We start from the raw sequence: 21,549 nt of genomic DNA, 5'->3' as shown, positions 1-21,549 counted from the left end.
GTCTTAAGTCGGATGGCTTTTAACATGAACAAATTAAGTACTACTAAATAATTAAAATAAGATTATGGAAAGTGCACCAAACAATGATGAACTAAATCTGAATATACCACCGCTGATCACTCCAACAAACCTGGATATTCCAGCGGCAGCTTCACCGGCCAGCAACGTGCCTATGAAGGTAGATAAGCAGGGTAATGTAAACCTTGATGCCATACCAAACCAGGATCTGCAAAAGTATGGCGAAATGGGTAAGGATATCAATCCGGCTGATGTTAACTCAATACTGAACTACGGCGTTGAGGTACAAAACTCAATGGAGAAATACAGTAACAACTTCCTTACTTCGGTACGCACCTATAACTCGGGCGAAGTAGGCGGGCTTATTAATGAATTACTTACCGAGCTTAATTATATTGATGTTGATGAGCTTAACCAAAACGCGTTTACCTCATTTATATCACATATCCCCTTCATGAAAAAGCTGGTTGTTGATACCAAAAAGCTTTTCCAGAAGTATGATACCGTGGTTAACAACATTGATAAGATCACCAATAAGATCAAAGCCGGTCGTGTTAACTCGTTAAAGGATAATAGCTCGCTGCAAACCATGTTTGACAGCAACATTACCTATATTAAACAAATGGAAGACCTGATCATTGCCGGGCAGCTCAAATACAATGAGCTTAACGAAAAGCTGGCAGTGATGGATGGTAACCCAACAGGTTACCAGGATTATGAAATAGCCGATCTGCGCGATTTTGTGAACCGTTTGGATAAGCGTCTTGCCGATCTGAAAGTGGTACGCTTTATTATGCTGCAATCGCTGGCCCAGATCCGTGTGGTGCAAAATAACAATACCACCATTGCTGAAAAGGCGCAATCAATCGTATCAACCACCATCCCGGTGTGGAAAAACCAGCTTACCATAGCTGTGGCGCTTAACCGCCAGAAAGAAAACGTGGAGATGCAGAAAAAGATCTCTGATACTACCAACACCATTTTACAAAAGAATGCCGAAATGCTGAAACAAAACAGCATTGACGTAGCCCGCGAAAATGAGAAAACAGTAGTATCATTAGATACCCTGAAAAAGACCACTTCATCGCTCATCGAAACCCTTACCGAGGTAAAACGCATTCACGACGAGGGCACAGCCAACCGTCGTACGCTGAACACCGAGCTTCAAAACCTGGAAACAGAGTTGAAGAAAACGGTAACCAGTGTGAGTTAAACCCCACCCAACCCTCCCCAAAGGGGAGGGCTTTAAATTATACCCGTCATTCGAGGTACGAAGCAATCCCCGATAAGCAGAGTCGGTCTGTATAGTTTGGGATTGCTTCGTACCTCACAATTGACGTTTTTAATATAGTATCACTATCATTTTTCTTGTCATGCTGAACGGAGTGAAGCATCTTCTTCGCGCTGTATTTTTACTTGCATGTCCGCTTAGCACAGCGAAGAAGATCCTTCGCTATCGCTCAGGATGACAAATAAAAATCATCCAACCTCAACCACTCTTTCACTATACCTGTTTATAGCCTCAGCCAAAATCAAATTAGGTACCCAGCTTAGAAAGGCAATAATGAGGTAGTTATTTTCAAAGTTTACACCGTTACCCAAAACGGTAAACAGCCAGATGTAAAAACGCAGGGTAACCGCGCCGAAGGCGAGTGCATAGCTCCGGTTTATCATTTTGATATGCTCGTCAATCCTTCCTTTTTTAACCAGCAGAAACGCCGCCAGAGTGAAAGCGACCCACAAGGTATTTTGCAATAAAAAAGATATGAATACGCCTGTGCCCCGATTAATAAACAGCGTCATGACATAAGCACCCGGTGCAGCGAAAAACAGCACACCGAATACATAAAGCTTACCCAATGCGCGGTGCAGCGCTTTGTTGTTATACACCTTTTTTGAAAACTGGAAAAAACCGGCAAGCAGGATTACGCTGCTACCAATAATATGGCAATAAAAGGCAGGCAGGTACCATCCGGTTTCAACGGCTTTTTGTTTGATATGCAAAAAATAGGAATCATGATTAAAATTCCAATACTGGATAAATGTGCCCATGCAGAGCACAAATACCCAGAAAAAAGCAAAACATCTTAATATGCGGCCTGTGACACTCATTTAGCGGCAAGTACCTTTGGTTGTATAACCGGCATGGCTTTCAATTTCTGATCAATCCACTGGATATTATACTTATCAATCTCGGTAAGTGAATCCTGGACGCTGATGTTTTGTCCCTCTTTGCCTTCGCCATATCTTGCGTAAAAAATTTCGTTCCACCTTTTGTCTTTAAACTTATACTTGTAATCGGCATAGATTTCATTTTTCATATACCGTAAAATATCAGGAGTAAGTTTATCGGATAGCTTTTCGTTCCAATGATGGGCCCCGTCGTCTACCAGGTAGGAGTAACACCCTTCCAAATAGCTTTGGTCCATCTTTATGTGTTTAGTGAACGCGAACAAACGCGATGTTCTTAGTTCAATTAATTTTCCATCCTTTAATGTGAGGTAATGATATACAGGCATTTCCCGTAACTCGCTTTTATCATCATATGTTGGTATCCCGGCAACAGCAGTTGCCTTTAATTCAAATAACGAATCGGTGAGTGTGCGGAAGGTGTATTCGTTACATGATCCGGAAAGGTCTTCTGCTTCTCCTATTTCGCTATAGTCAATATCAAATCGCTGGCTGTAAATACTGTTATGTTTCTTATCAACCAATACCAGGTTTTGTTTGGTGTAAAATTCGGCCCGGCCGCCAATAAAATAGTCACGGATGGAGTAAAACGCGCTTTGCAACCAGTTATCGCCATTGCCTGAACTTTGTGCAGGTAATGACTGGGCTTTTACCATATACTGTGTGCTTGATTCTTCAAAATCAACATGGTTACGTAAAGGGTTTTTGAACTGCACAACCTGTGGTAAAATATCAAGGTCAACCAGGTACGAAGCCGGAAGGTAAATACTTCCATGATCGTCGCGCGAGTTAAATTCTGTTATATCGCCGGTGGGGCTTTTGGTTAAAGTAAATGAAGCTGGCTGCTTAAGCTTTGGAAATATATCGGCAACATTGATGTCGGCTTTTTCGGAGATGGTGTAATCGTTCTTCAGCCAGAACATATCATCGCCTTTTTTGAGGGCGGCAAGGTTTTCGCTGTCATTAAGCGGGAATATCTGGTCGTACTCCACGGGCACCACTATTTTACCCTCGATATCATAAAAGCCCCGTTTGTGCTCCTTTTCAACTTCTATAAGATTGGGGAAGATGCCGTTGATATTATGAACAAGATCATACTCTGCAGGGATCACTTCTTTATAATCTGGACCTACAAGTCCCATTTTATAGGTTTTGGCAGTATCTTTTTTGGGCCTGAAATAATCGTTTAGCGCATCAAAAAGCTCCCACTTACCTTTTACCACATAAAAGTATGTTTGATCTTTTACATGGCCGAACCATATCACGCTATCATACTTTGCATATAAATTACTGGCATCTGTAAAAGCTTTCAGGGTAGAGGGGCTATAAATTTCCTTATCGGTGTATTGAAGTTTCACCGCGTTGTTCTTATAGCTTATATAATCGGTCATAAAATCGCGGGCATCAACCTGATAGATCTTGTATTGGTGTTCGGCTATTTTCTGGATGGTGAATGTAATGGTCGAAAATTTGCTTTCCAGGCGGTCGCCCCTGAACGTTACCGGTATAACAGCTGTCGCAAGCTCGGGATTGATAAATGAAATATTGCCCTTAGCTATATCAAGATCAACGTTAAATACGATATCAACATATTCCCCTTTCTCAGGTTTGTTGAGCAGTGCGTTAAGCAGGCGGTTTATAGGCTCAGTTTTTTGTTTGTCACCAAAATAGTTTAGCAATGAGTCTCGGTGGCCTTTGGCAAGCTGTGTTTTAAAATTGCTTAGAAATTGACTTATCTCGTTTTGTTTTGGTGATGATACGTTTTTGCGGCGAAGCAGGAAGTACCCGCCAATGGCTAAAACAATAACAGAAACTGCTATAATGAGGATAGGTTTGGTTTTCATGCAACCAAGATAAACCATTTTTTGAAATAGCAAAACAGGGTAAAGTGCTTATAAATAGTCGAATAAATATTGTTTATATTATGTGTTAATTATATAGCTAAAATCTATACATCATCAATTATTAGTATTCGGGAGAGAGGTTTAAATTTCTATATTTGCATAAACATTAAAAGAAATATCAAAATATGTTAACCATAGGACAAAAATTCCCCGAATTTTCTAAAACAGCAGTAGTAAGCCTTGAAAAAGGTAAAGAGTTTGAAACCCTTACTTCTGAGTATTTAACCAACGATGATAACGTTTGGACTGTAATGTTCTGGTGGCCAAAAGACTTTACTTTTGTTTGCCCTACTGAAATTGCTGAATTCAACAAAAACTTTGGCGAATTCCGCGACCGTGAAACCCGTTTGATCGGTGCTTCTACCGACTCTGAGTTTGTTCACGCTGCCTGGAGAAGAGATCACGACGATCTGCGTGACCTGAAATTCCCTATGCTTGCTGATACTTCTAAATCATTAGCTGAAGATTTGGGTATTTTAGAACCAACTGAAAAAATTGCTTACCGTGCTACTTTCATCGTTGACCCACAAGGTATCATCCGTTGGGTATCAGTTAACGACCTGAGCGTTGGCCGTAACGTAAAAGAAGTATTACGTGTACTTGACGGTTTACAAACTGACGAGCTTTGCCCTTGCAACTGGGAAAAAGGTCAGGAAACTTTAACTGTATAATCGTATAACAGATAATTGTCCCCGTACTGTATTCCGGTGCGGGGATTTTTTACACCCTTTTTTAAGCTGAAGATCAATAGTTAAAAACCTAAGGCAGAAGCTGTTTTGATGTAGAGACGCATCACATGCGTCTCTCCCAAGGACAAACAACTTTATTTAGCGATATTGATTTTCATGCAGGAGACGCAATTATGCGTCTCTACAATAAAAAAATAACCCCGAAAAACATGAACGAAAGTACCGAAGTAATCCAGGAGATACTCCAGAGTATCGGATTAGATATTAATTACCGCACCGCAAGCCTTACACTATTAGAAACAGGCGACTCACGCTATCTGCGCGACCTTAAGCTGAATTTTACCAGCACCCTTACCTCTGCACATTTAACTAGTAAAGAATGCGCCCTGCTGGGTTTGGCTACCGCTGTAAATAATAATAACGTGCCACTTACCAACTTCTTTACCAAATACGCCAAAGAAAACGAAGCTACCGACGCCGAAGTTGGCGAAGCTGTTGGTTGTGCTTCATTGCTTGCATCAAACAATGTGTTTTACCGTTTCAGGCACTTTACTCAAAAAGAAAAGTATACCCAGATCCCGGCACGTATCCGTATGCAGTTGATGATGAAACCTGTTACCGGTAAAGAGTTTTTTGAACTGGCCAGTTTAGCCGTGTCTGCAGTTAACGGTTGCGAAATGTGCGTGAACGCTCACGAAGATTCATTGATTAAATTAGGCACTACCGAAGAGCGTATTTTTGATGCGGTACGTATAGCATCGTTAATAACAGCTACAGGGAAAGTTATATTTTAACAAGCTTAACTTGTTTTAAAAGTAAAAAAGGCATGAAACATTAAAATTTCATGCCTTTTTCATAAATAGTATTTTATTGCCCAATAAAATTTGCGTTTATTAATTAAAAACCAGTAAATTTATACCTTAAGATTAAACAAACCCTGGTCGCGATATTTAAATATGTTGTTTATGCAGGGCGAGTAACTTAAATTTTAATTGTTAATTTTTTTTGGGGAAAGCCGTTCCGGTAATAGTGGAACGGCTTTTATCGTTTTAGTGCGAATCCGCAACGGCTTTGAGCTTTTTGAACGGCTGCAAATAAAGCAGCGGTATCGAAAACAACATCACCAATCCCGAAATCCAGTAAGCATCGTCATAAGTTAACAACAGCGTTTGCCTTGTAACCATGCCCTCAATAGCCTGATAAGCCATGTGGGTAGCATCGATCATTGATTTACCTTTAGCCATGAAGCCCTGGGTAAGCATATTCAAACGATCATTGAAAGGGTTGTTGTACTGGTTGATGTTTACCAGCAGGTTACTGCGGTGTACACCCTGACGAATGTGGATGATTGTAGTAAGCGTAGCAATACCAAATGAACCACCCAACTGACGCATCATGTTGTTCAAACCAGATCCCTGGCCTAATTCAGGGCCTTTCAAATCGGCCATGGCCAGTGTGGTAAGCGGCACGAATAATAAGGCCATACCTACACCACGGATCAATAGAGGTACTAATACATCTTTTTCGCCTGTAGCAAGTGTTGAGCCGCTCAGCATATGTGTAAATACATAAAACAGGAACATGCCAGCTGTGGCCATAAATTGGGCCGGTATGCCTTTGTTGAGCATCTTGCCTATAAATGGCATCATTACAATGGTACACAAACCACCCGGGAACAACAACTCACCGGTTTGCTGGGCATTAAACCCAAGCAGGTTTTGACAAAATACCGGGAACACAAACACCGATCCGTACAAACCAAACCCGAGTATGAAGGATGTAAACATCCCTACCGCAAAACTTCGGTGCCGGAGAATGCTGAAATTCACAATCGGGTGCTCCGTGCTCATTTCGCGCCAAATAAACAATATGGTACCTAATACAGCCGAAATGGTTAACACCAGGATGTATGGTTTTGCAAACCAGTCTTCACTCTCGCCTTTTTCAAGTACGGTTTGTAAGCTGCCTACCGCGATGGCAAGTAGTATGATACCCCACCAGTCAACAGGTTTACCTTTGGCATCCTTGGGGGTTTCCCTCACAAAGGTATAAGTACAAAATGCCGCTAAAGCACCTACAGGGATGTTTACATAAAATATCCATGGCCATGAGTAGTTTTCAACAATCCAGCCGCCAATAGTAGGGCCTACTGTTGGGCCTACAACCGCTCCCAAACCAAATAACGCGGTTGCAGTACCTATTTGCTCACGAGGCCAGGTTTCAAGCAATATAGCCTGGGCGGTTGAAATTAAACCGCCACCGGCTATACCCTGTAATATCCTGAACAATACCAGTTCATCCATACTGTGCGCGTTACCACATAAAAAGGATACAATGGTAAACACGATGATAGATGCCATGAAATAGTTTTTACGCCCAAAACGGCCGCCCAGCCATCCCGACATGGGCAATATGATCACGTTTGCTACCGCATAGCCGGTAACTACCCAGGCCACATCCTCAAGGGTTGCGCCAAGGTTACCCTGTATGTGAGGCAACGCTACGTTAACGATAGTGGTATCAATCAGCTCCAGTAGCGAAGCTGTGATCACCGTAATGGTGATGATCCACTTTTTAAAGCCAGTTTCAGCCATAATATTATTCTTTAATTACTGATACGTTTACGCTCATACCAGGGCGTAATTTTGCAAGCTCTTCTTTAGTGCCGTTAATTTTGATTTTTACAGGCACACGTTGTACAACTTTTACGAAGTTACCGGTAGCGTTATCCGGAGGAAGCAGGGAGAATTTAGCGCCTGTAGCAGGTGAAAAATTGTAAACCTGGCCTTCCAGTTTCATATCAGGATAAGCATCAACTTCAATCTCCACTTTTAAACCGTTTTTGATGTTGGTAAGCTGAGTTTCTTTGTAGTTGGCAGTAATGTAAAGGCTGTTGTCATTCACAATTGAGAACAAAGTTTGACCAGCTTGTACCAGCTGACCTAACTGTACATTCTTTTTAGATGCTAAACCACTTGCAGGTGATTTAACTAAAGTATAGCTCAATTGCAATTTTGCATAATCAATATCAACCTGCCTTTGCGATACACCTGTGTGTGTAACTGCTAACTGGCTGCGGGTAGTACCAATTTGCTCAACAGCAGCTTTATACTGGTCCTGTGATGCTTTGTAGTTAGCTTTAGCAACATCAAGATCGGCTTTGGCCTGGTCAAATTGTTGTTGGGTTACTGATCCGTCTTTTACCAGGTTGGCATAGCGGTCGTAATCTTTTTGTACTTTCTCTAAGTGAGCAGCGTTTGATGCAACCTGAGCTTTAGCGCCTGCAGAGTTTGCTTCATTAGCGAATATCTGTGACTGGTTTACATTGATACCAGCGCTTGCGCCAACTTGTGCAGCCTGGGCCTGCTCTAATTTTACTTTATAGTCGCGGTCATCAATTTTAACCAGCGGCTGACCAACGTTTACGTGGGTGTTTTCTTCAAAATAAATTGAATCAACATATCCGCCAACGCGGGCAACTACAGGGCTGATATCGCCATCGATCTGAGCGTCATCAGTATCAATGTGTTTGCTAAAGTAGATGTATTCTTTTATACCGAAAATTACGCCGCCAATAAGTACAATGCCTAATATGATGGGGATAACTTTGTTTTTCTTTTTCGGTTGTTCCGGTGTTTCTTGTTCCTTTGCCATTTTATTTAAAAGGTTTGGTATTATTATTTGTTGATTTTTCCAGTTGATTTTTGTAAAGTATAGTAAGCCAGACCAGCATCGGCTTTAGCCAATTCTAAGTTGATCTGTGCCTGGTAAAGCAATGTTTCTGCATCGGCCCTGTCTGTAGCTGATGCTATGTTGCTTTTGTATTTTGATTCGAGGATCTTGTTGTTTTCACCCGCCTGATCAATAGCTGTTTGTAAAAGTTTGATCTTCTCCAATGCCTGGGTGTAGTTCTGATAGCTTTGGTTAACCTCGTCTTTTACACGGTCGGTAGTGATGCTTTTGTTGATATCAACCTGCTGGCTCTGAATCTGGGCTTCTTTTACCTTGTTTTTGTTTGTCCACAATGAGCTGAAGTTCCATGACAGTGTTAAGCCGGCCGATAGTGGAGTGATGAAGTTACCGCTTTTAGGGATAGGATTGGCGTTAACATCAACATAATAACCTGCAACTGAAGCACCTAAGGTTGGCAATTCATTAGCTTTAATGCTTTTGATATTGGTTTCGGCAACACGGCTGCGTAGCGCGAATTGCTTAAACTCAGGGCGTACCGCCATTGCTGTATCAAGGTAAGCCGTAAGCGGAGCTACCTGCCTGTCGGCTTCGGTAATCTGGTCGATGTTTAACTGTGTACCTTCAGGTAAACCTAACAATACGTTAAGGTTGTAGTTAATGATACGACGGTTAGTTTCAAGATCAACGCCATTAACTTCAATGTTTGAGCGTTGTAATTGAAAACGCAATACATCGTTTTTAGTTACTAAACCTTGTTCAAAAAAGCGTTGTGCCTGTTTAATCTGGCCGTCAACGGTGGTTAAGTTTTGTGTTACTACTTTTTTGCTTTGCAATACTTTGTACAGGTTGTAATACGAGCTGATGATGTCGTAAACAATCTGGTCTTTATCATTCTCTATATCCAAACGGGCCACCTGTGTAAGCAGATCTGTTGACTGACGCGCATATTTCAATTTACCGCCGGCAAATATGGTTTGGTTTAAAGTAAGGATACCAAGGTACGCGTCGGCACGGTTAGGCAGGTTAAAGCTTGATTCGCCTAAAGCAAGCCTGTTGGCCGGAATTTCGGCGTGGTTGTAACCGTAGCTTACTTTACCTGTTGGCAGTGCTTCATCTTTAGCCTGGTTGTATTCAGAAATAGCCTGCTCAACCTTTGAATTTGATAGTTTTAGCGTTTTGCTGTTTTCAAGGCCAAGTTTAATAGCCTCATCAAGTGTTAGTGTCCTGTCTTGCGCGCTGGCTGCAAAAGGCAGGCTTAAAACTATGAGGGCGATACTGCCACGCAAAAGGGGCCGTAACACCTGCTTTAATAGTTTAAGGTGATTGGTTTTGTTATTTGGAGTTGTCATGTTCATTAACTAAATAAGCTTTTAAAAGTCTTTTCATGTATGTTTTAACACGTGGTTTCAGTTCATTTTCCATAAACTTTTCATCACGAATATCATGTCCCAGTATTAATGATGATAGCTGTGGCATGTTAACGATATAATTTTTTGTACCGAATAGGGTGGCTATTACGAGGGGCACATCAACATCTTTATAAAACAGGCCGTTGTTTACGCCCTCCTCCATAATCCGTTTTACCTCGTACACGTTTACCATTAATATTTCGATGATCTTATCGGTAAGATCACCACGTTTATTCATGGATACTTCTCTGTTTATGAGCTTTTGAAAACAGTTATTGGCGATAATGCGCTCAACGTAATTGTCAATGCATTTATCCAGTTTATCCCAGGCGTTCATGCTTTCATCGCTGCCAATATTTTGCAGCAGGGTGCGGAACGAATCGATCTTACGCTTAAAAACTGCCAGGAAAAGCCCTTCTTTTGATCCAAAATAGTAATTGAGCATAGCCATGTTTACACCGGCTTCGCCCGATATGGTACGGGTGGAGGCACCGTCATAACCAAGATCCGCGAACACCTTTTCGGCTACGTCGAGGATATGGTCTTTTTTATCTATTTTATCTTTTTCCATTGTTTTAACGGCACAAAATTAATCAAACGATTGATTAAGCGTATCGGATTGAAGCAGAAAAAGTTAATCAGTAGATTAAGATTACCATCGAATGACAGATTTGTTTGACATGGCTTAAGAAAATTATAAAAATTAAAAGTGTTTGTTGAAACATTTAATAACTATGGCCAAAAATCTTAACAGATTGATGCTCATAGTAATGGTTTTGTTATATTGTTGATACAGCAAATGCAGAATATTTATCTTTCAATATATTTGTTGCTATGAAGCGTATCTACCTCATTGCATTATTGCTGTTTGCAACTGTTTTATCAAATGCCCAAACCAACCCGCCAACTGATCTTGGCACTATTCAGCAAAATTTAAAAAAGCTTGATGTGCTGGGCAGCGTGCTGTATGTGGCGGCCCACCCCGATGATGAAAACACCCGCTTGCTTGCTTACCTGGCGCAGGAAAAACATTATCGCACCGGGTATTTGTCGCTTACCCGTGGAGATGGCGGCCAAAACCTGATAGGCAATGAGCAAAGCGAATTGCTTGGGCTGATCCGTACACAGGAACTGCTGGCCGCCCGCCGGGTTGACGGTGCCGAGCAGTTTTTTACACGTGCTAATGATTTCGGTTTTTCAAAAGGACCGGAAGAGACGCTGAAGATCTGGGATAAAGAAAAAGTATTGGGCGATGTAGTTTGGGTAATCCGTAAGTTCAGGCCCGACGTTATTATTTGCCGTTTCCCTACAACCGGCGAAGGAGGTCACGGTCACCATACTTCATCGGCAATATTGGCTCAGGAGGCATTTACAGCCGCGGCTGATCCCAACCGTTACCCCGAACAATTAAAATATGTAAAACCATGGCAGGCCAAACGCCTGATGTGGAATACCTTCAATTTCGGCAGTACAAATACAACCGCCGCCGATCAGTTTAAAATAGATGTTGGCGTTTACAATACCACCTTGGGCAAAAGCTACGGCGAAATAGCTGCCGAAAGCCGCAGCAACCACAAAACCCAAGGCTTCGGTTCAGCTAAACAGCGTGGCGAATCGTACGAGTTTTTCAAAACCATTTTGGGTGATGCCCCCCAGGAGGACTTGATGGATGGCGTTAACACAACCTGGAAACGCGTTAAAGACGGTGATGCGATTGCTGCTCTTGTAAATGTTATCAGGCGAAACTTTATAAGCGAGGCTCCCGAAAAATCATTGCCGGCCCTGGTTCAGCTTTTAATGAAGGTTGAGAAAGTTCCGGATACTTACTGGCGCGAACAGAAAACTAAAGAACTGAATAACCTGATTGCTATCTGTGCCGGTTTGTGGTTTGAAGCTTACGCTACCGAACCAACTTACTCGCTTGGTGATAAAATAAATGTACGTGCGCAGGTGATTAACCGTTTTAATTATCGTGTTAAAATAAATAGCATTGAGGCTAACGACAGCTCGTTAGCGTTGCAAAGCAAAGAGCTGCCGTTTAATCAGGTGCAAACTTTTGAAACCACTACAGCGGCATCTGCCTTAACGCAGCCTTACTGGTTAGCAGCACCGCACCCCGTTGGCGTTTATACGCTGCCCGATAATACGCTTGCAGGTAACCCGGAAAATCCTGACCTGCCAAAAGTTACTTTCCAGTTTATTGTGGAAGGTAAGCCGGTAAATATCGACCGCCGCATTATTTATAAATATGTCGACCCGGTTAGGGGAGAGGTATATCAACCTATTGAAATTACCCCGCCGGTTACAGCGAACATCGACAATAAGGATTATATCTTCAGTACACAACAGGCGCAAACGGTGCTGTTAAACCTGAAAAGCTTTACTAAAGCAAGCGGAACCATCAGCCTTAAACCGGTAACAGGTTTTAAAATAAGTCCGGAGAAGATTGATTTTACCAATAAAGATAAAAATGACGAATGGTCGGTAGCGTTTACGGTTACACCTACTGATAACAAGCAAAAGGTAGTTGAACTGGAAGCCGTTGTTAATGCCAATGGAAAACCGTTTTCGCTTAGCCTTCGCCGTATCAGGTATGATCATGTGCCGGCTATAACCTTGTTCCCACCCGCGCAAACTAAACTCGTTTACCTCGACCTGAAGGCCAATGGTAAAAAGATAGGTTACATTGCCGGAGCCGGCGATCAAATGCCGGAAGCTTTACGCCAGGTAGGTTACGAAGTGCATTTACTTACCGAAAACGAAGTGATGAACGGTGATTTATCGGTATACGATGCCATTGTAACCGGGGTTCGGGCCTACAACGTGAATGAGCGCCTTGCTTATCAGCAACCTAAATTATTGGAATATGTAAAAAACGGCGGCAACCTGGTGGTGCAGTACAATAACAACAATGGTATTGTGGTAAAACAAATAGGCCCTTATCCGTTCACTGTAGTAAACAGGAGGGTTACCGATGAAAACGCTGAAATAACCGTTTTAGATAAAGAAAACCCGGTTTTAAACTATCCTAATAAAATTACCAACGATGATTTCAGCGGTTGGATCCAGGAGCGTGGTTTATACTATGTAACCAACATCGATCCGCAGTATAAACCCATTCTGCAAATGCATGACAAAGGCGAAGAACCGCTTAACGGCTCATTAATTGTTGGCGATTACGGCAAAGGCAGGTTTGTGTACACCTCGCTGGCATTTTTCAGGGAGTTGCCTGCCGGTGTGCCTGGAGCATATAGGTTGTTCATCAACTTATTAAGCAAGCCAAAACCATCAACCGGGACAAATTGATTTACCACTATCGTCATTGCGAGGCACGAAGCAATCCCAAACTGCACAGAGCGAACGCGCCAATCGGGGATTGCTTCGTGCCTCGCAATGACGTTTGTTGATAATTATTATAAATTGCCTACCAACATAATCCTTTTACAAAATAAACAGTTGGTAAAATTCAATTAATCACCTATTTTTGCCGCAATCATATTCATAACATCATGGGACACCATAAAGAAGAAAAAGAAAACTTTGATTTCATATACTACCTGGTTGGATTAGTGACCGGCTTATTCGTTGGTTTTATTATCGATAAAGGCTTTACCTGGATTTTTGTAGGTGGTGTTTTAGGCTTGTTAACTGCTGCTGCATATATCGCCGTGTTAGTTCGTGGCCGTAATGAAGAGGCCTGATCCTGACCTCCCTTCATTTATAAAAAATTGGAACCAGTTTTACGGCATTGTTGCTGCATGGCTGGTTTTTTTAGTTTTAATATTCTGGCTCATTACCAAATTCTTTGAATGAGTTTAATCGACTGGATTGTTTTAGGGCTTACCATATTCTCTATAGTGCTGTATGGCATATGGAAAAGCGGCAGCAATAAAAATATCGACCAGTTTTTAATGGGCAACCGGTCGTTGCCCTGGTATCATGTGGGCTTATCGGTAATGGCTACGCAGGCCAGTGCTATTACCTTTCTTTCGGCACCGGGACAAGCTTATTCTGACGGGATGCGCTTTGTGCAGTTCTACTTCGGGTTGCCGCTGGCCATGATTGTGCTTTGCATCACCTTTGTTCCCATTTTTCACCGTCTTAAGGTTTATACTGCCTACGAATTCCTGGAGCAGCGTTTCGACCTGAAAACCCGCGCGCTTACCTCATTTTTGTTTTTGGTACAGCGGGGCCTTTCAACCGGGGTTACTATTTACGCGCCATCCATTATCCTTTCAACCATATTAAACATCAACACCGTTTATACCACGCTTTTTATAGGTGGCCTGGTGATCATTTATACAGTTTATGGCGGAAGTAAGGCTGTATCATATACGCAACTGCTGCAAATGAGCATCATTTTTATGGGCATGTTTTTGGCGGGCGTATTGGTGGTTTACCTGCTGCCGGGTAATGTAAGTTTCATGAGCTCGCTCAAAATGGCCGGCAAAATGGGTAGGATGAACGTAATAGACTGGAAGTTTGACCCGGATAACCGTTATACTATCTGGAGCGGATTAATTGGTGGTTTCTTTTTACAACTCTCTTACTTCGGTACCGACCAAAGCCAGGTAGGGCGTTATTTAACCGGAAGCTCAGTAGGGCAAAGCCGTTTGGGCTTAATCATGAACGGCCTGATCAAGATCCCGATGCAATTCCTGATCCTGTTGATAGGGGTACTGGTATTCGCGTTTTACCAGTTTAACCGCCCGCCAATGTTTTTTAACCAGTACGAGGTTAAGCAAATTCAAAAAAGCAATTACGCCACACAATACAATCACCTCGACCAGCAATACACCCAAGCTTTTGAACAAAAAAAGATCAAGGCAGATGAGCTGATCAAAGCCATCGACAGTAAAAATGAAGACCGCATCAACCATGCGCAGGGTGAGCTGAAGGTAGCCGATATGCAGGCCCACACCATCAGACAAAATGCCATCGAACTGATGAAGAAGAACAACCCTAAGGCCGATGATAATGATACCAACTATGTGTTCCTGACCTTTGTAACGCAGTATCTGCCCAAAGGATTGATCGGCTTGCTGATGGCCATTATTTTTCTGGCATCTATGGGCTCAACTGCGAGCGCCTTAAACTCGCTGGCTTCTACGAGTGTGGTTGATATTTATAAGCGCATTGTTAACCCGAATGCCACAGATCAGAATTATCTGAACGCATCACGACTGGCAACTGTATTTTGGGGAGTGGTTTGTATCGGCATGGCCTTGTACGCCAGTCGTATAGGTAACCTGCTGGAGGCGGTAAATCAATTGGGTTCTTACATTTATGGCACTATTCTCGGCGTATTCATCGTGGCTTTTTATTTGAAAAAAATAAAAGGCACTGCCGTGTTTATAGCAGCTATTATAACCGAAGCAATGATTTGCGTTATGGGTTATTATAATGTGATAGCCTATCTCTGGCTAAATGCAATAGGAGCTCTTTTGCTCATCGTAATAGCATCGATTATAAGTGTGATGATACCTGATAAATTTTCTCCGCTTACAAAAGCCAATTAAAATGGTTCTTTTAGCAAAAAGGTGTCGTTTCATTATAAAACGACACCTTTTTGCTAAAAGAGTTCCTTATATTGTATTTAGCTAAGATCCTAAAATCCCCTCTTGAGAGGGGGAGCGAAGACAAGAGCGTTAGCAGGGGTGTGTTATCCGAGTGGCTTATCAACGCAGAAACACACCCCTCCACCCCTCTCAAGAGGGGAATCGCACATCCCCAATCACCTTACTGCTTAGCCTGATCCAGCGCTTCCTGGTTCAAACGGGCGTATTCTTCATCTTTATCGGCGTTAGCTAAGGCTATGCCCGCTTCTGCAGCGGCAATGGCACCGGCTTTATCGCCTTTACGTAATAATAAGCGCGATTCCCATAGTTTGTACCACGGACCTTTCGGCTCGATTTTTTCGGCTTCGTAAACCCAGCCTAATGCCTTATCAACATCTTTATGGTTTTCGTAATAGTACTGGATGGCATTAAAATAATATGGTTTACGATCGCCTTTCATCAACTCGTCAATATTGGCTGTGATCTTGGCATCATCGTCGGTTTCCATGTGGATATAGGCCGCGGTTTTGTCCCAAACCAAAACCATGTCGGTTGATTTAGTGGTTGAATTAACAAAGGCCATGGTAAAGGTTTCGCGTTTTTCGCTTACGCGGATAGGTTTTACAGTAAAACGCAGAAAATCCTGGTCTTGCTTGTAGCTATAAGCACCCCATTGTTTTACTGTTTTATTAAGGATGATCGTCCACTCGTTTTTATTAGGGATACTAAATAACGAATAAGTACCTGCGGGCACGGGATTGCCTTCAATTATAACTTTCTCGCTAAAGGTGATTACAGTTGCAGCATTGGCTCCGGTGCGCCAAACTTCGCCGTAAGGGATAATGCCGCCAAATATTTTGCGGTCTTTAACATTTGGACGGGAGTAAGTAACGGTTACTTTTCCTAATCCGAAATCCTGGATAATGGTTTGGGTTGAGCTTGCTTCAGGTATGCGGGGAATCTGAGCGTATGATTTTGAACTGAAACAACAGCATGCTATCAGCATACTGAACAGGAGTACGTAAGTTTTTTTCATGATTATAGTTTTCGAATCTAAGATACCAAATGTTTTAATGCGGATATTATTGTGTATGACGTAAAAATATTTTCAAGGTTTAGAAGCCTCATCATAAATACGCGACAAATGGATGGAACGTTTCCACAAGGCCAAAATTACCAGCGCTTTATTACCTTTGCACCCATGATTGACGTGATATTAAAGAAGGGTAAAGAAAAAGCCGTGCTGCAAAGGCATCCCTGGGTGTTTTCAGGAGCGATTGAAAAAGTAAAGGGTAAGCCCGCCAATGGCGATGTGGTACGCCTGATAAATACGCAAGGTGAATTTATGGCCTATGGTTTTTATAACGATCAGTCGAGGGTTACGTTACGCCTGTTGGAGTGGAACAAAGATGTTCAGGTAAATGAAGCCTGGTTCCGTGAAAAAGTAGCTACTGCCGTAAAAAGTCGTGATAGTATCCTGGCTAACGGTACCAATACCTGCCGACTTATCTTCAGCGAATCTGATTATTTGCCGGGACTTATTGTTGATAAATATGCCGGCCATTTGGCAGTACAGGTACTTACCTCAGGTATTCAAAATGTAATGCCTGTTATTATAGATGAACTAAAAAGGCTGCTTAACCCTGAAAGCATCTCTGATAAAAGCGATAATGCTTCCCGTGCTCACGAGGGTTTGGCCGAAGCGGAGAATAAAGTGCTTGCCGGTAGTCCTCCACCCGAACTGGTAGAGGTTTTGGAGAACAACGTGGTTTATGGCATCAATATCACCGAAGGTCAGAAGTCAGGCTTCTATTGCGATCAGCGTGATAACCGCCACGTTTTGGCCATGCACGCGAAGGATAAAAAAGTGCTGGATTGCTTTTGCTATACCGGCGGTTTTACGCTGAACAGCCTCAAAGAAGGTGCGGCATCAGTGACCAGCGTGGATAGCTCAGCCCTGGCCATTGAAACTTTAGCGGAAAATATCAGACTGAATAAATTGGATGCAACCAAACATACAGCCATTAAATCCGACGTGAATGTACAGTTGCGTAAATTCAGGGATGAGGGCGAAAAGTTTGATGTTATCGTACTCGATCCGCCTAAATACGCGCCATCGCGCTCGGCACTCACCCGGGCGTCGCGGGCTTATAAAGATTTAAACCGTTTAGGGATGCTGCTGCTTAATGAGGGCGGTTTGCTGGCTACTTATTCCTGCTCTGGTGCTATGGATATGGAAACCTTTAAACAGGTTATTGCCTGGGCCGCGCTTGATGCCGGTAAGCAGGTTCAGTTCATCTACCAGTTCCATCAACCCGAAGACCATCCGGTACGTGCTTCCTTCCCTGAAGGTGAGTACCTGAAAGGTTTACTTTGCCGGGTGTTTTAGCCCCCTAACCCCCTAAAGGGGGAATTTTAGCCGAAGGCCTGTTTTGCGCAGCAAAACAGGCCTTCGGCATTTAATACTAAAACATAGTTCCACCCAATAGTTGTTGAGCAGATAAAAATCATGTCATTGCGAGGAGCAGAACGGGAATGAGCGTGGACGCGACGTGGCAATCGCACGCTATACAGAGCGGCGGTCATGCTTCCGTGCGATTGCTTCGTGCCTCGCAATGACATGTTTTTATACACCTCGTTAAAAGCCACCACAGGTTACGCTATCGCTAAATCTGCGGCGGTTTTTCGTTATTATCCTTCTATCCGCTTAAAAAAGCGGTTAATTTTTGCACGGTTAATAAAATTTTAGCCGAATTAACCCCTTTTTTAACCCTTGTTTTAATACCACCCGCTATATCATTGTCCCGCCAAATGGAAAACATGATAAAAATTAAGCGGGTTTAACCATCCCCGTTTAATGGTTTTTGCTTCCCTTTTTGGCAAGAGTTATAAACCCATTAACCAATTATTTATGTACGAAAATTTTACCAATTATGATGGATGCCATCGCATCCGTTATCGTGCTAAAATTAAAGGGATGCTTCAATGCTGCATAACCGCCCTTTTATTTTTAGCCATGTGTACTTCGGCTTTTGCTCAGGGTAGCAAAATAACCGGTGTAGTAAATGACGAGCATGGGCAGCCCCTGCCCGGTGTAAGCGTTAAGCTCAAAGGCACCCCCAACGGTACAACCACTAATGTTAACGGACAGTTTAACATTACTGCCGAGCCAAGCCAAACGCTGGTATTTACTTTTTTGGGTTACGTTGCCCAGGAAGTAAACGTAGGTAGCCAAAAAACAATCAACGTTAAGCTGCAGCCAAACGCTACCAACATGAACGAGGTGGTAGTGGTAGGTTACGGTACCCAGCGTAAAGCCACCGTTACCGGTTCGGTTGCATCGGTTACCAACAGTGAGATCGTGACCACCAAAAACGAGAACGTGCTGAATATGCTTGCCGGTAAAGTTGCGGGTGTACGTATCACGCAAAACACATCTGAGCCGGGCTCATTCAGCAATGCTTTCGATATCCGTGGTTTTGGTAACCCGCTGGTTGTTATTGATGGGATCCCGCGTGATAACATTACCCGTCTTGATCCAAACGATATCGAAAGTATTTCGGTACTGAAAGACGCTTCGGCGGCCATCTACGGTGTGCGTGCTGCAAATGGTGTGGTTATCGTAACAACCAAAAAAGGTAAAAAAGGCGCGGTTGACCTTAACTATTCTGGTACTTACGGATGGCAGATCCCATCGTATATGCCAAAACCTGTTGGCGCTGTTGATTTCATGACCCTTGTTAACGAGCAGCTCTTGCACAACGTTAACGGCGGACAGGTGAAATATACCGATGCTGATTTTGCAGCTTACAAAAACGGCACAAAGAAAAGTACTGATTGGTATAGCCCTGTTTTCGCTAACAGTGCGCCGCAACAACAGCACAACCTGAACGCTACAGGTGGTACCGATAACAGCAGCTACTTTGTGAGTATGGGTATTACGGATCAGGATGGCTTTTTCAGAAGCGGTGATCTTAACTACAAGAAATATAACCTGCGCTCGAACCTTACCACTAAAATCAATAAAAACCTTACGGTTGATGTTAACCTGAGCGGTACAATTGAGCAAAAAAATCAGCCTTACCAGGATGCCTGGTGGATTATCCGTTCATTTTGGAGGCAGGTACCTACTCAAAGCATCTATGCCAATAATAACCCGGCATATTTGAACAATGGCGAGGTTGATGGTTCAAACCCTGTTGCAATGGCCGATGCAAGTGTTGATGGTTACAAACAAATTGCCAACAAATGGTTACAATCTTCGGTATCTGCAACGTACAATGTCCCTTTTGTACCGGGTTTAAGCGCTAAAGGCTTGTATAACTATGATTATTATTTTTCAAGTAACAAGATCTATCAGCGTTCATACAACCAGTATAACTATGATGCCAACAGCAGTACCTATCAGGCTATAGCCAATCAAACTCCGGGGTCGCTTACCCGCCAGTTTTATGAAAAACCAAGCACGTTGATGCAGCTGTCGTTAAACTACGCTAAGCAATTTAAAGGTGGTCATAACATTACGGCATTAGCGCTTTATGAAGAAGGTGAACAAAAAGGCGATAACTTCAACGCGCAGCGTCAGCTTTCATTGCCTGTAGATCAGCTATCGGCAGGTAACGCTTTAAACCAGACTGCTACGGTTGACGGCGGATGGCCTTATGATTATGTAAATAAGTCAGTTGTTGGTCGTGTAAACTACGATTACAAGTCAAAATACCTGGTTGAGTTTAGCTTCAGGGATGATGCGAGTTCAAAAAACTCTCCGCTTAAACGTTGGGGCTTCTTCCCGGGTGCGTCTGCAGGTTGGAGGGTATCACAAGAGGGTTTCTGGAAAAATGCTAAAGCCCTTTCATTTATCGATGACTTGAAGATCCGTTTGTCATACGCCAAACTGGGTGATGATGCCGGTCTTAATGCTTATCAGTATCTTACTGGTTATAACTACCCTGCTAATGGTGATAGCAACCGCCTGCCTCCTGGTTCGGTATTTGACGGTACATTTGTTAACGGTGCACAAAGCCGTGGCATTGCCAACCCTTACATTTTCTGGTATGTTGCAAAAACATATAACGCCGGTATCGACTTACAGGCCTGGAATGGTTTGTTAGGTTTAACTGTTGATGCTTTCAGGCGCGACAGAAGCGGCTTGCTTGATACCCGTGCTGATAACCTGCCGGGTGTAGTAGGTGCCGGTTTACCACAGGAAAACCTCAACAGCGATCGCGCTCAAGGTTTCGACATCGAGTTAAACCACCGTTACCATATCGGCGACTTTAATTATATTGTTAAAGGCACATTCGGTTATACCCGCACCAAGTGGATTAGCAAAATACATTCTGCCTATGGCAACTCACAGCTTAACTGGCATAACAATAACGACAACCGTTATAACAATATATTCTGGGGTTACGGAGCCGATGGTCAGTTCCAAAACTATCAGCAGATCCTGAACAGCCCGCAGTTTGTATCACGTAACGCCGTTGTTGGTGACTATATTTTACAGGACTGGAATGGCGACGGTGTAATCAACGACCAGGACGTGCACCCAATTGCCCAAAACGTAAGTAACAACAATTACAGCACGCCATCAACCACATTTGGTTTAACACTGGGCGGTTCATACAAAGGTTTCGACTTTAATACCGTATGGCAAGGCGCTACAGGTATCAATGTATCATACATCGAACAATTGAACATTCCGTTGTGGGGTGGCGGCAGCGCGCTTTCAATGTTTATGGACAGGTACCACCCAACCGATCCGAAAGCAGATCCTTATGATCCGAATACTGTATGGACTCCGGGCACATTCGCACTTACAGGTACAACTGCTAACACTAACTCGTTGTCAAATATCCACAGCGCGGCTTACGTGAGGTTAAAATCTGCCGAGATTGGCTATAGCATTCCTGCAGGAGCCGCCAAAAAGATTGGTATTAAAGGTGCCAGGATCTTTGTAAACGGGTACAACATTTTAACCATTACCGGTTTGAAATATCTTGACCCAGAGCACCCATCAGCAAACTACGGTTATTTATACCCATTAGATAAGATTTATTCAATTGGTGTAAATGTTAAACTATAATCA

At 42.9% G+C, this 21,549-nt stretch carries 15 protein-coding genes; 8 read left to right on the top strand and 7 right to left on the bottom strand.

Annotation, left to right across the window (positions count from 1 at the left end):
* Nucleotides 1-64 precede the first annotated feature (64 nt).
* A complete protein-coding gene (locus tag DEO27_RS23660) occupies nucleotides 65-1,231 on the top strand; it encodes a toxic anion resistance protein (RefSeq protein ID WP_112574463.1) in 1,167 nt (388 codons plus the stop codon).
* Nucleotides 1,232-1,497: 266 nt separating this feature from the next.
* On the opposite strand, the gene DEO27_RS23655 is transcribed toward DEO27_RS23660, so the two are convergent.
* Both DEO27_RS23655 and DEO27_RS23650 read right to left on the bottom strand, forming a co-directional pair.
* Nucleotides 1,498-2,022 carry a DUF2306 domain-containing protein gene (locus DEO27_RS23655; protein ID WP_190295213.1) on the bottom strand — a complete coding sequence of 175 codons (525 nt, stop codon included), beginning with the start codon at nucleotides 2,020-2,022 and terminating at the stop codon, nucleotides 1,498-1,500.
* Between the two features lie 104 nt (nucleotides 2,023-2,126).
* The gene (locus DEO27_RS23650) at nucleotides 2,127-4,052 is read right to left on the bottom strand and encodes a WG repeat-containing protein (RefSeq protein ID WP_190295212.1); all 1,926 of its coding nucleotides are present in this window, start codon (nucleotides 4,050-4,052) and stop codon (nucleotides 2,127-2,129) included.
* Between the two features lie 185 nt (nucleotides 4,053-4,237).
* On the opposite strand from DEO27_RS23650, the gene DEO27_RS23645 reads away from it, so the two are divergent.
* Together DEO27_RS23645 and DEO27_RS23640 are read left to right on the top strand one after the other, a co-directional pair.
* A complete protein-coding gene (locus DEO27_RS23645; RefSeq protein WP_091172945.1) occupies nucleotides 4,238-4,783 on the top strand; it encodes a peroxiredoxin in 546 nt (181 codons plus the stop codon).
* A 227-nt stretch (nucleotides 4,784-5,010) separates the two neighbouring features.
* Nucleotides 5,011-5,595, top strand: a complete 585-nt coding sequence (locus DEO27_RS23640) for a carboxymuconolactone decarboxylase family protein (protein ID WP_112574479.1) — start codon at nucleotides 5,011-5,013, stop codon at nucleotides 5,593-5,595.
* A gap of 255 nt (nucleotides 5,596-5,850) precedes the next feature.
* Here the strand turns inward: DEO27_RS23640 and DEO27_RS23635 are convergent, their stop codons facing one another.
* Genes DEO27_RS23635 through DEO27_RS23620 form a run of 4 tightly spaced genes read right to left on the bottom strand, consistent with a single transcriptional unit; the run spans nucleotide 5,851 to nucleotide 10,474 of the window.
* Nucleotides 5,851-7,395 carry a DHA2 family efflux MFS transporter permease subunit gene (locus DEO27_RS23635; RefSeq protein WP_112574466.1) on the bottom strand — a complete coding sequence of 515 codons (1,545 nt, stop codon included), beginning with the start codon at nucleotides 7,393-7,395 and terminating at the stop codon, nucleotides 5,851-5,853.
* Nucleotides 7,396-7,399: 4 nt separating this feature from the next.
* Nucleotides 7,400-8,455, bottom strand: coding sequence for an HlyD family secretion protein (locus DEO27_RS23630; RefSeq protein ID WP_112574467.1), 1,056 nt, complete (start codon nucleotides 8,453-8,455; stop codon nucleotides 7,400-7,402).
* Nucleotides 8,456-8,478: 23 nt separating this feature from the next.
* On the bottom strand, nucleotides 8,479-9,843 hold the full coding sequence (locus tag DEO27_RS23625) for a TolC family protein (protein ID WP_190295211.1): 1,365 nt from the start codon (nucleotides 9,841-9,843) through the stop codon (nucleotides 8,479-8,481).
* Nucleotides 9,827-10,474 carry a TetR/AcrR family transcriptional regulator gene (locus DEO27_RS23620; RefSeq protein WP_112574469.1) on the bottom strand — a complete coding sequence of 216 codons (648 nt, stop codon included), beginning with the start codon at nucleotides 10,472-10,474 and terminating at the stop codon, nucleotides 9,827-9,829. The genes DEO27_RS23625 and DEO27_RS23620 overlap by 17 nt, the downstream gene beginning before the upstream one ends.
* A gap of 263 nt (nucleotides 10,475-10,737) precedes the next feature.
* Between DEO27_RS23620 and DEO27_RS23615 the strand changes: the two genes are divergently transcribed.
* From DEO27_RS23615 to DEO27_RS23605, 3 genes are all read left to right on the top strand, one after another.
* Nucleotides 10,738-13,209, top strand: a complete 2,472-nt coding sequence (locus DEO27_RS23615; RefSeq protein ID WP_112574470.1) for a PIG-L family deacetylase — start codon at nucleotides 10,738-10,740, stop codon at nucleotides 13,207-13,209.
* A gap of 203 nt (nucleotides 13,210-13,412) precedes the next feature.
* On the top strand, nucleotides 13,413-13,604 hold the full coding sequence (locus tag DEO27_RS23610) for a hypothetical protein (protein ID WP_112574471.1): 192 nt from the start codon (nucleotides 13,413-13,415) through the stop codon (nucleotides 13,602-13,604).
* Nucleotides 13,605-13,712: 108 nt separating this feature from the next.
* Nucleotides 13,713-15,422 carry a sodium:solute symporter gene (locus DEO27_RS23605; protein WP_112574472.1) on the top strand — a complete coding sequence of 570 codons (1,710 nt, stop codon included), beginning with the start codon at nucleotides 13,713-13,715 and terminating at the stop codon, nucleotides 15,420-15,422.
* Nucleotides 15,423-15,642: 220 nt separating this feature from the next.
* Here DEO27_RS23605 and DEO27_RS23600 read toward each other — a convergent pair whose 3' ends face one another.
* On the bottom strand, nucleotides 15,643-16,497 hold the full coding sequence (locus DEO27_RS23600) for a DUF2911 domain-containing protein (RefSeq protein ID WP_112575697.1): 855 nt from the start codon (nucleotides 16,495-16,497) through the stop codon (nucleotides 15,643-15,645).
* 165 nt (nucleotides 16,498-16,662) lie between these two features.
* Between DEO27_RS23600 and DEO27_RS23595 the strand changes: the two genes are divergently transcribed.
* Both DEO27_RS23595 and DEO27_RS23590 read left to right on the top strand, forming a co-directional pair.
* Nucleotides 16,663-17,850 carry a class I SAM-dependent rRNA methyltransferase gene (locus tag DEO27_RS23595; RefSeq protein WP_112575792.1) on the top strand — a complete coding sequence of 396 codons (1,188 nt, stop codon included), beginning with the start codon at nucleotides 16,663-16,665 and terminating at the stop codon, nucleotides 17,848-17,850.
* A 522-nt stretch (nucleotides 17,851-18,372) separates the two neighbouring features.
* Entirely contained in the window at nucleotides 18,373-21,546 is a 3,174-nt protein-coding gene (locus DEO27_RS23590) for a SusC/RagA family TonB-linked outer membrane protein (protein WP_190295210.1), read from the top strand.
* Nucleotides 21,547-21,549: the final 3 nt, after the last annotated feature.

Source organism: Mucilaginibacter rubeus, from assembly GCF_003286415.2.
Taxonomy (GTDB): Bacteria; Bacteroidota; Bacteroidia; order Sphingobacteriales; family Sphingobacteriaceae; genus Mucilaginibacter; species Mucilaginibacter rubeus_A.
Note: the sequence above shows the minus strand (reverse complement) of the source record. Positions and strands in the feature narration are given on the sequence as shown.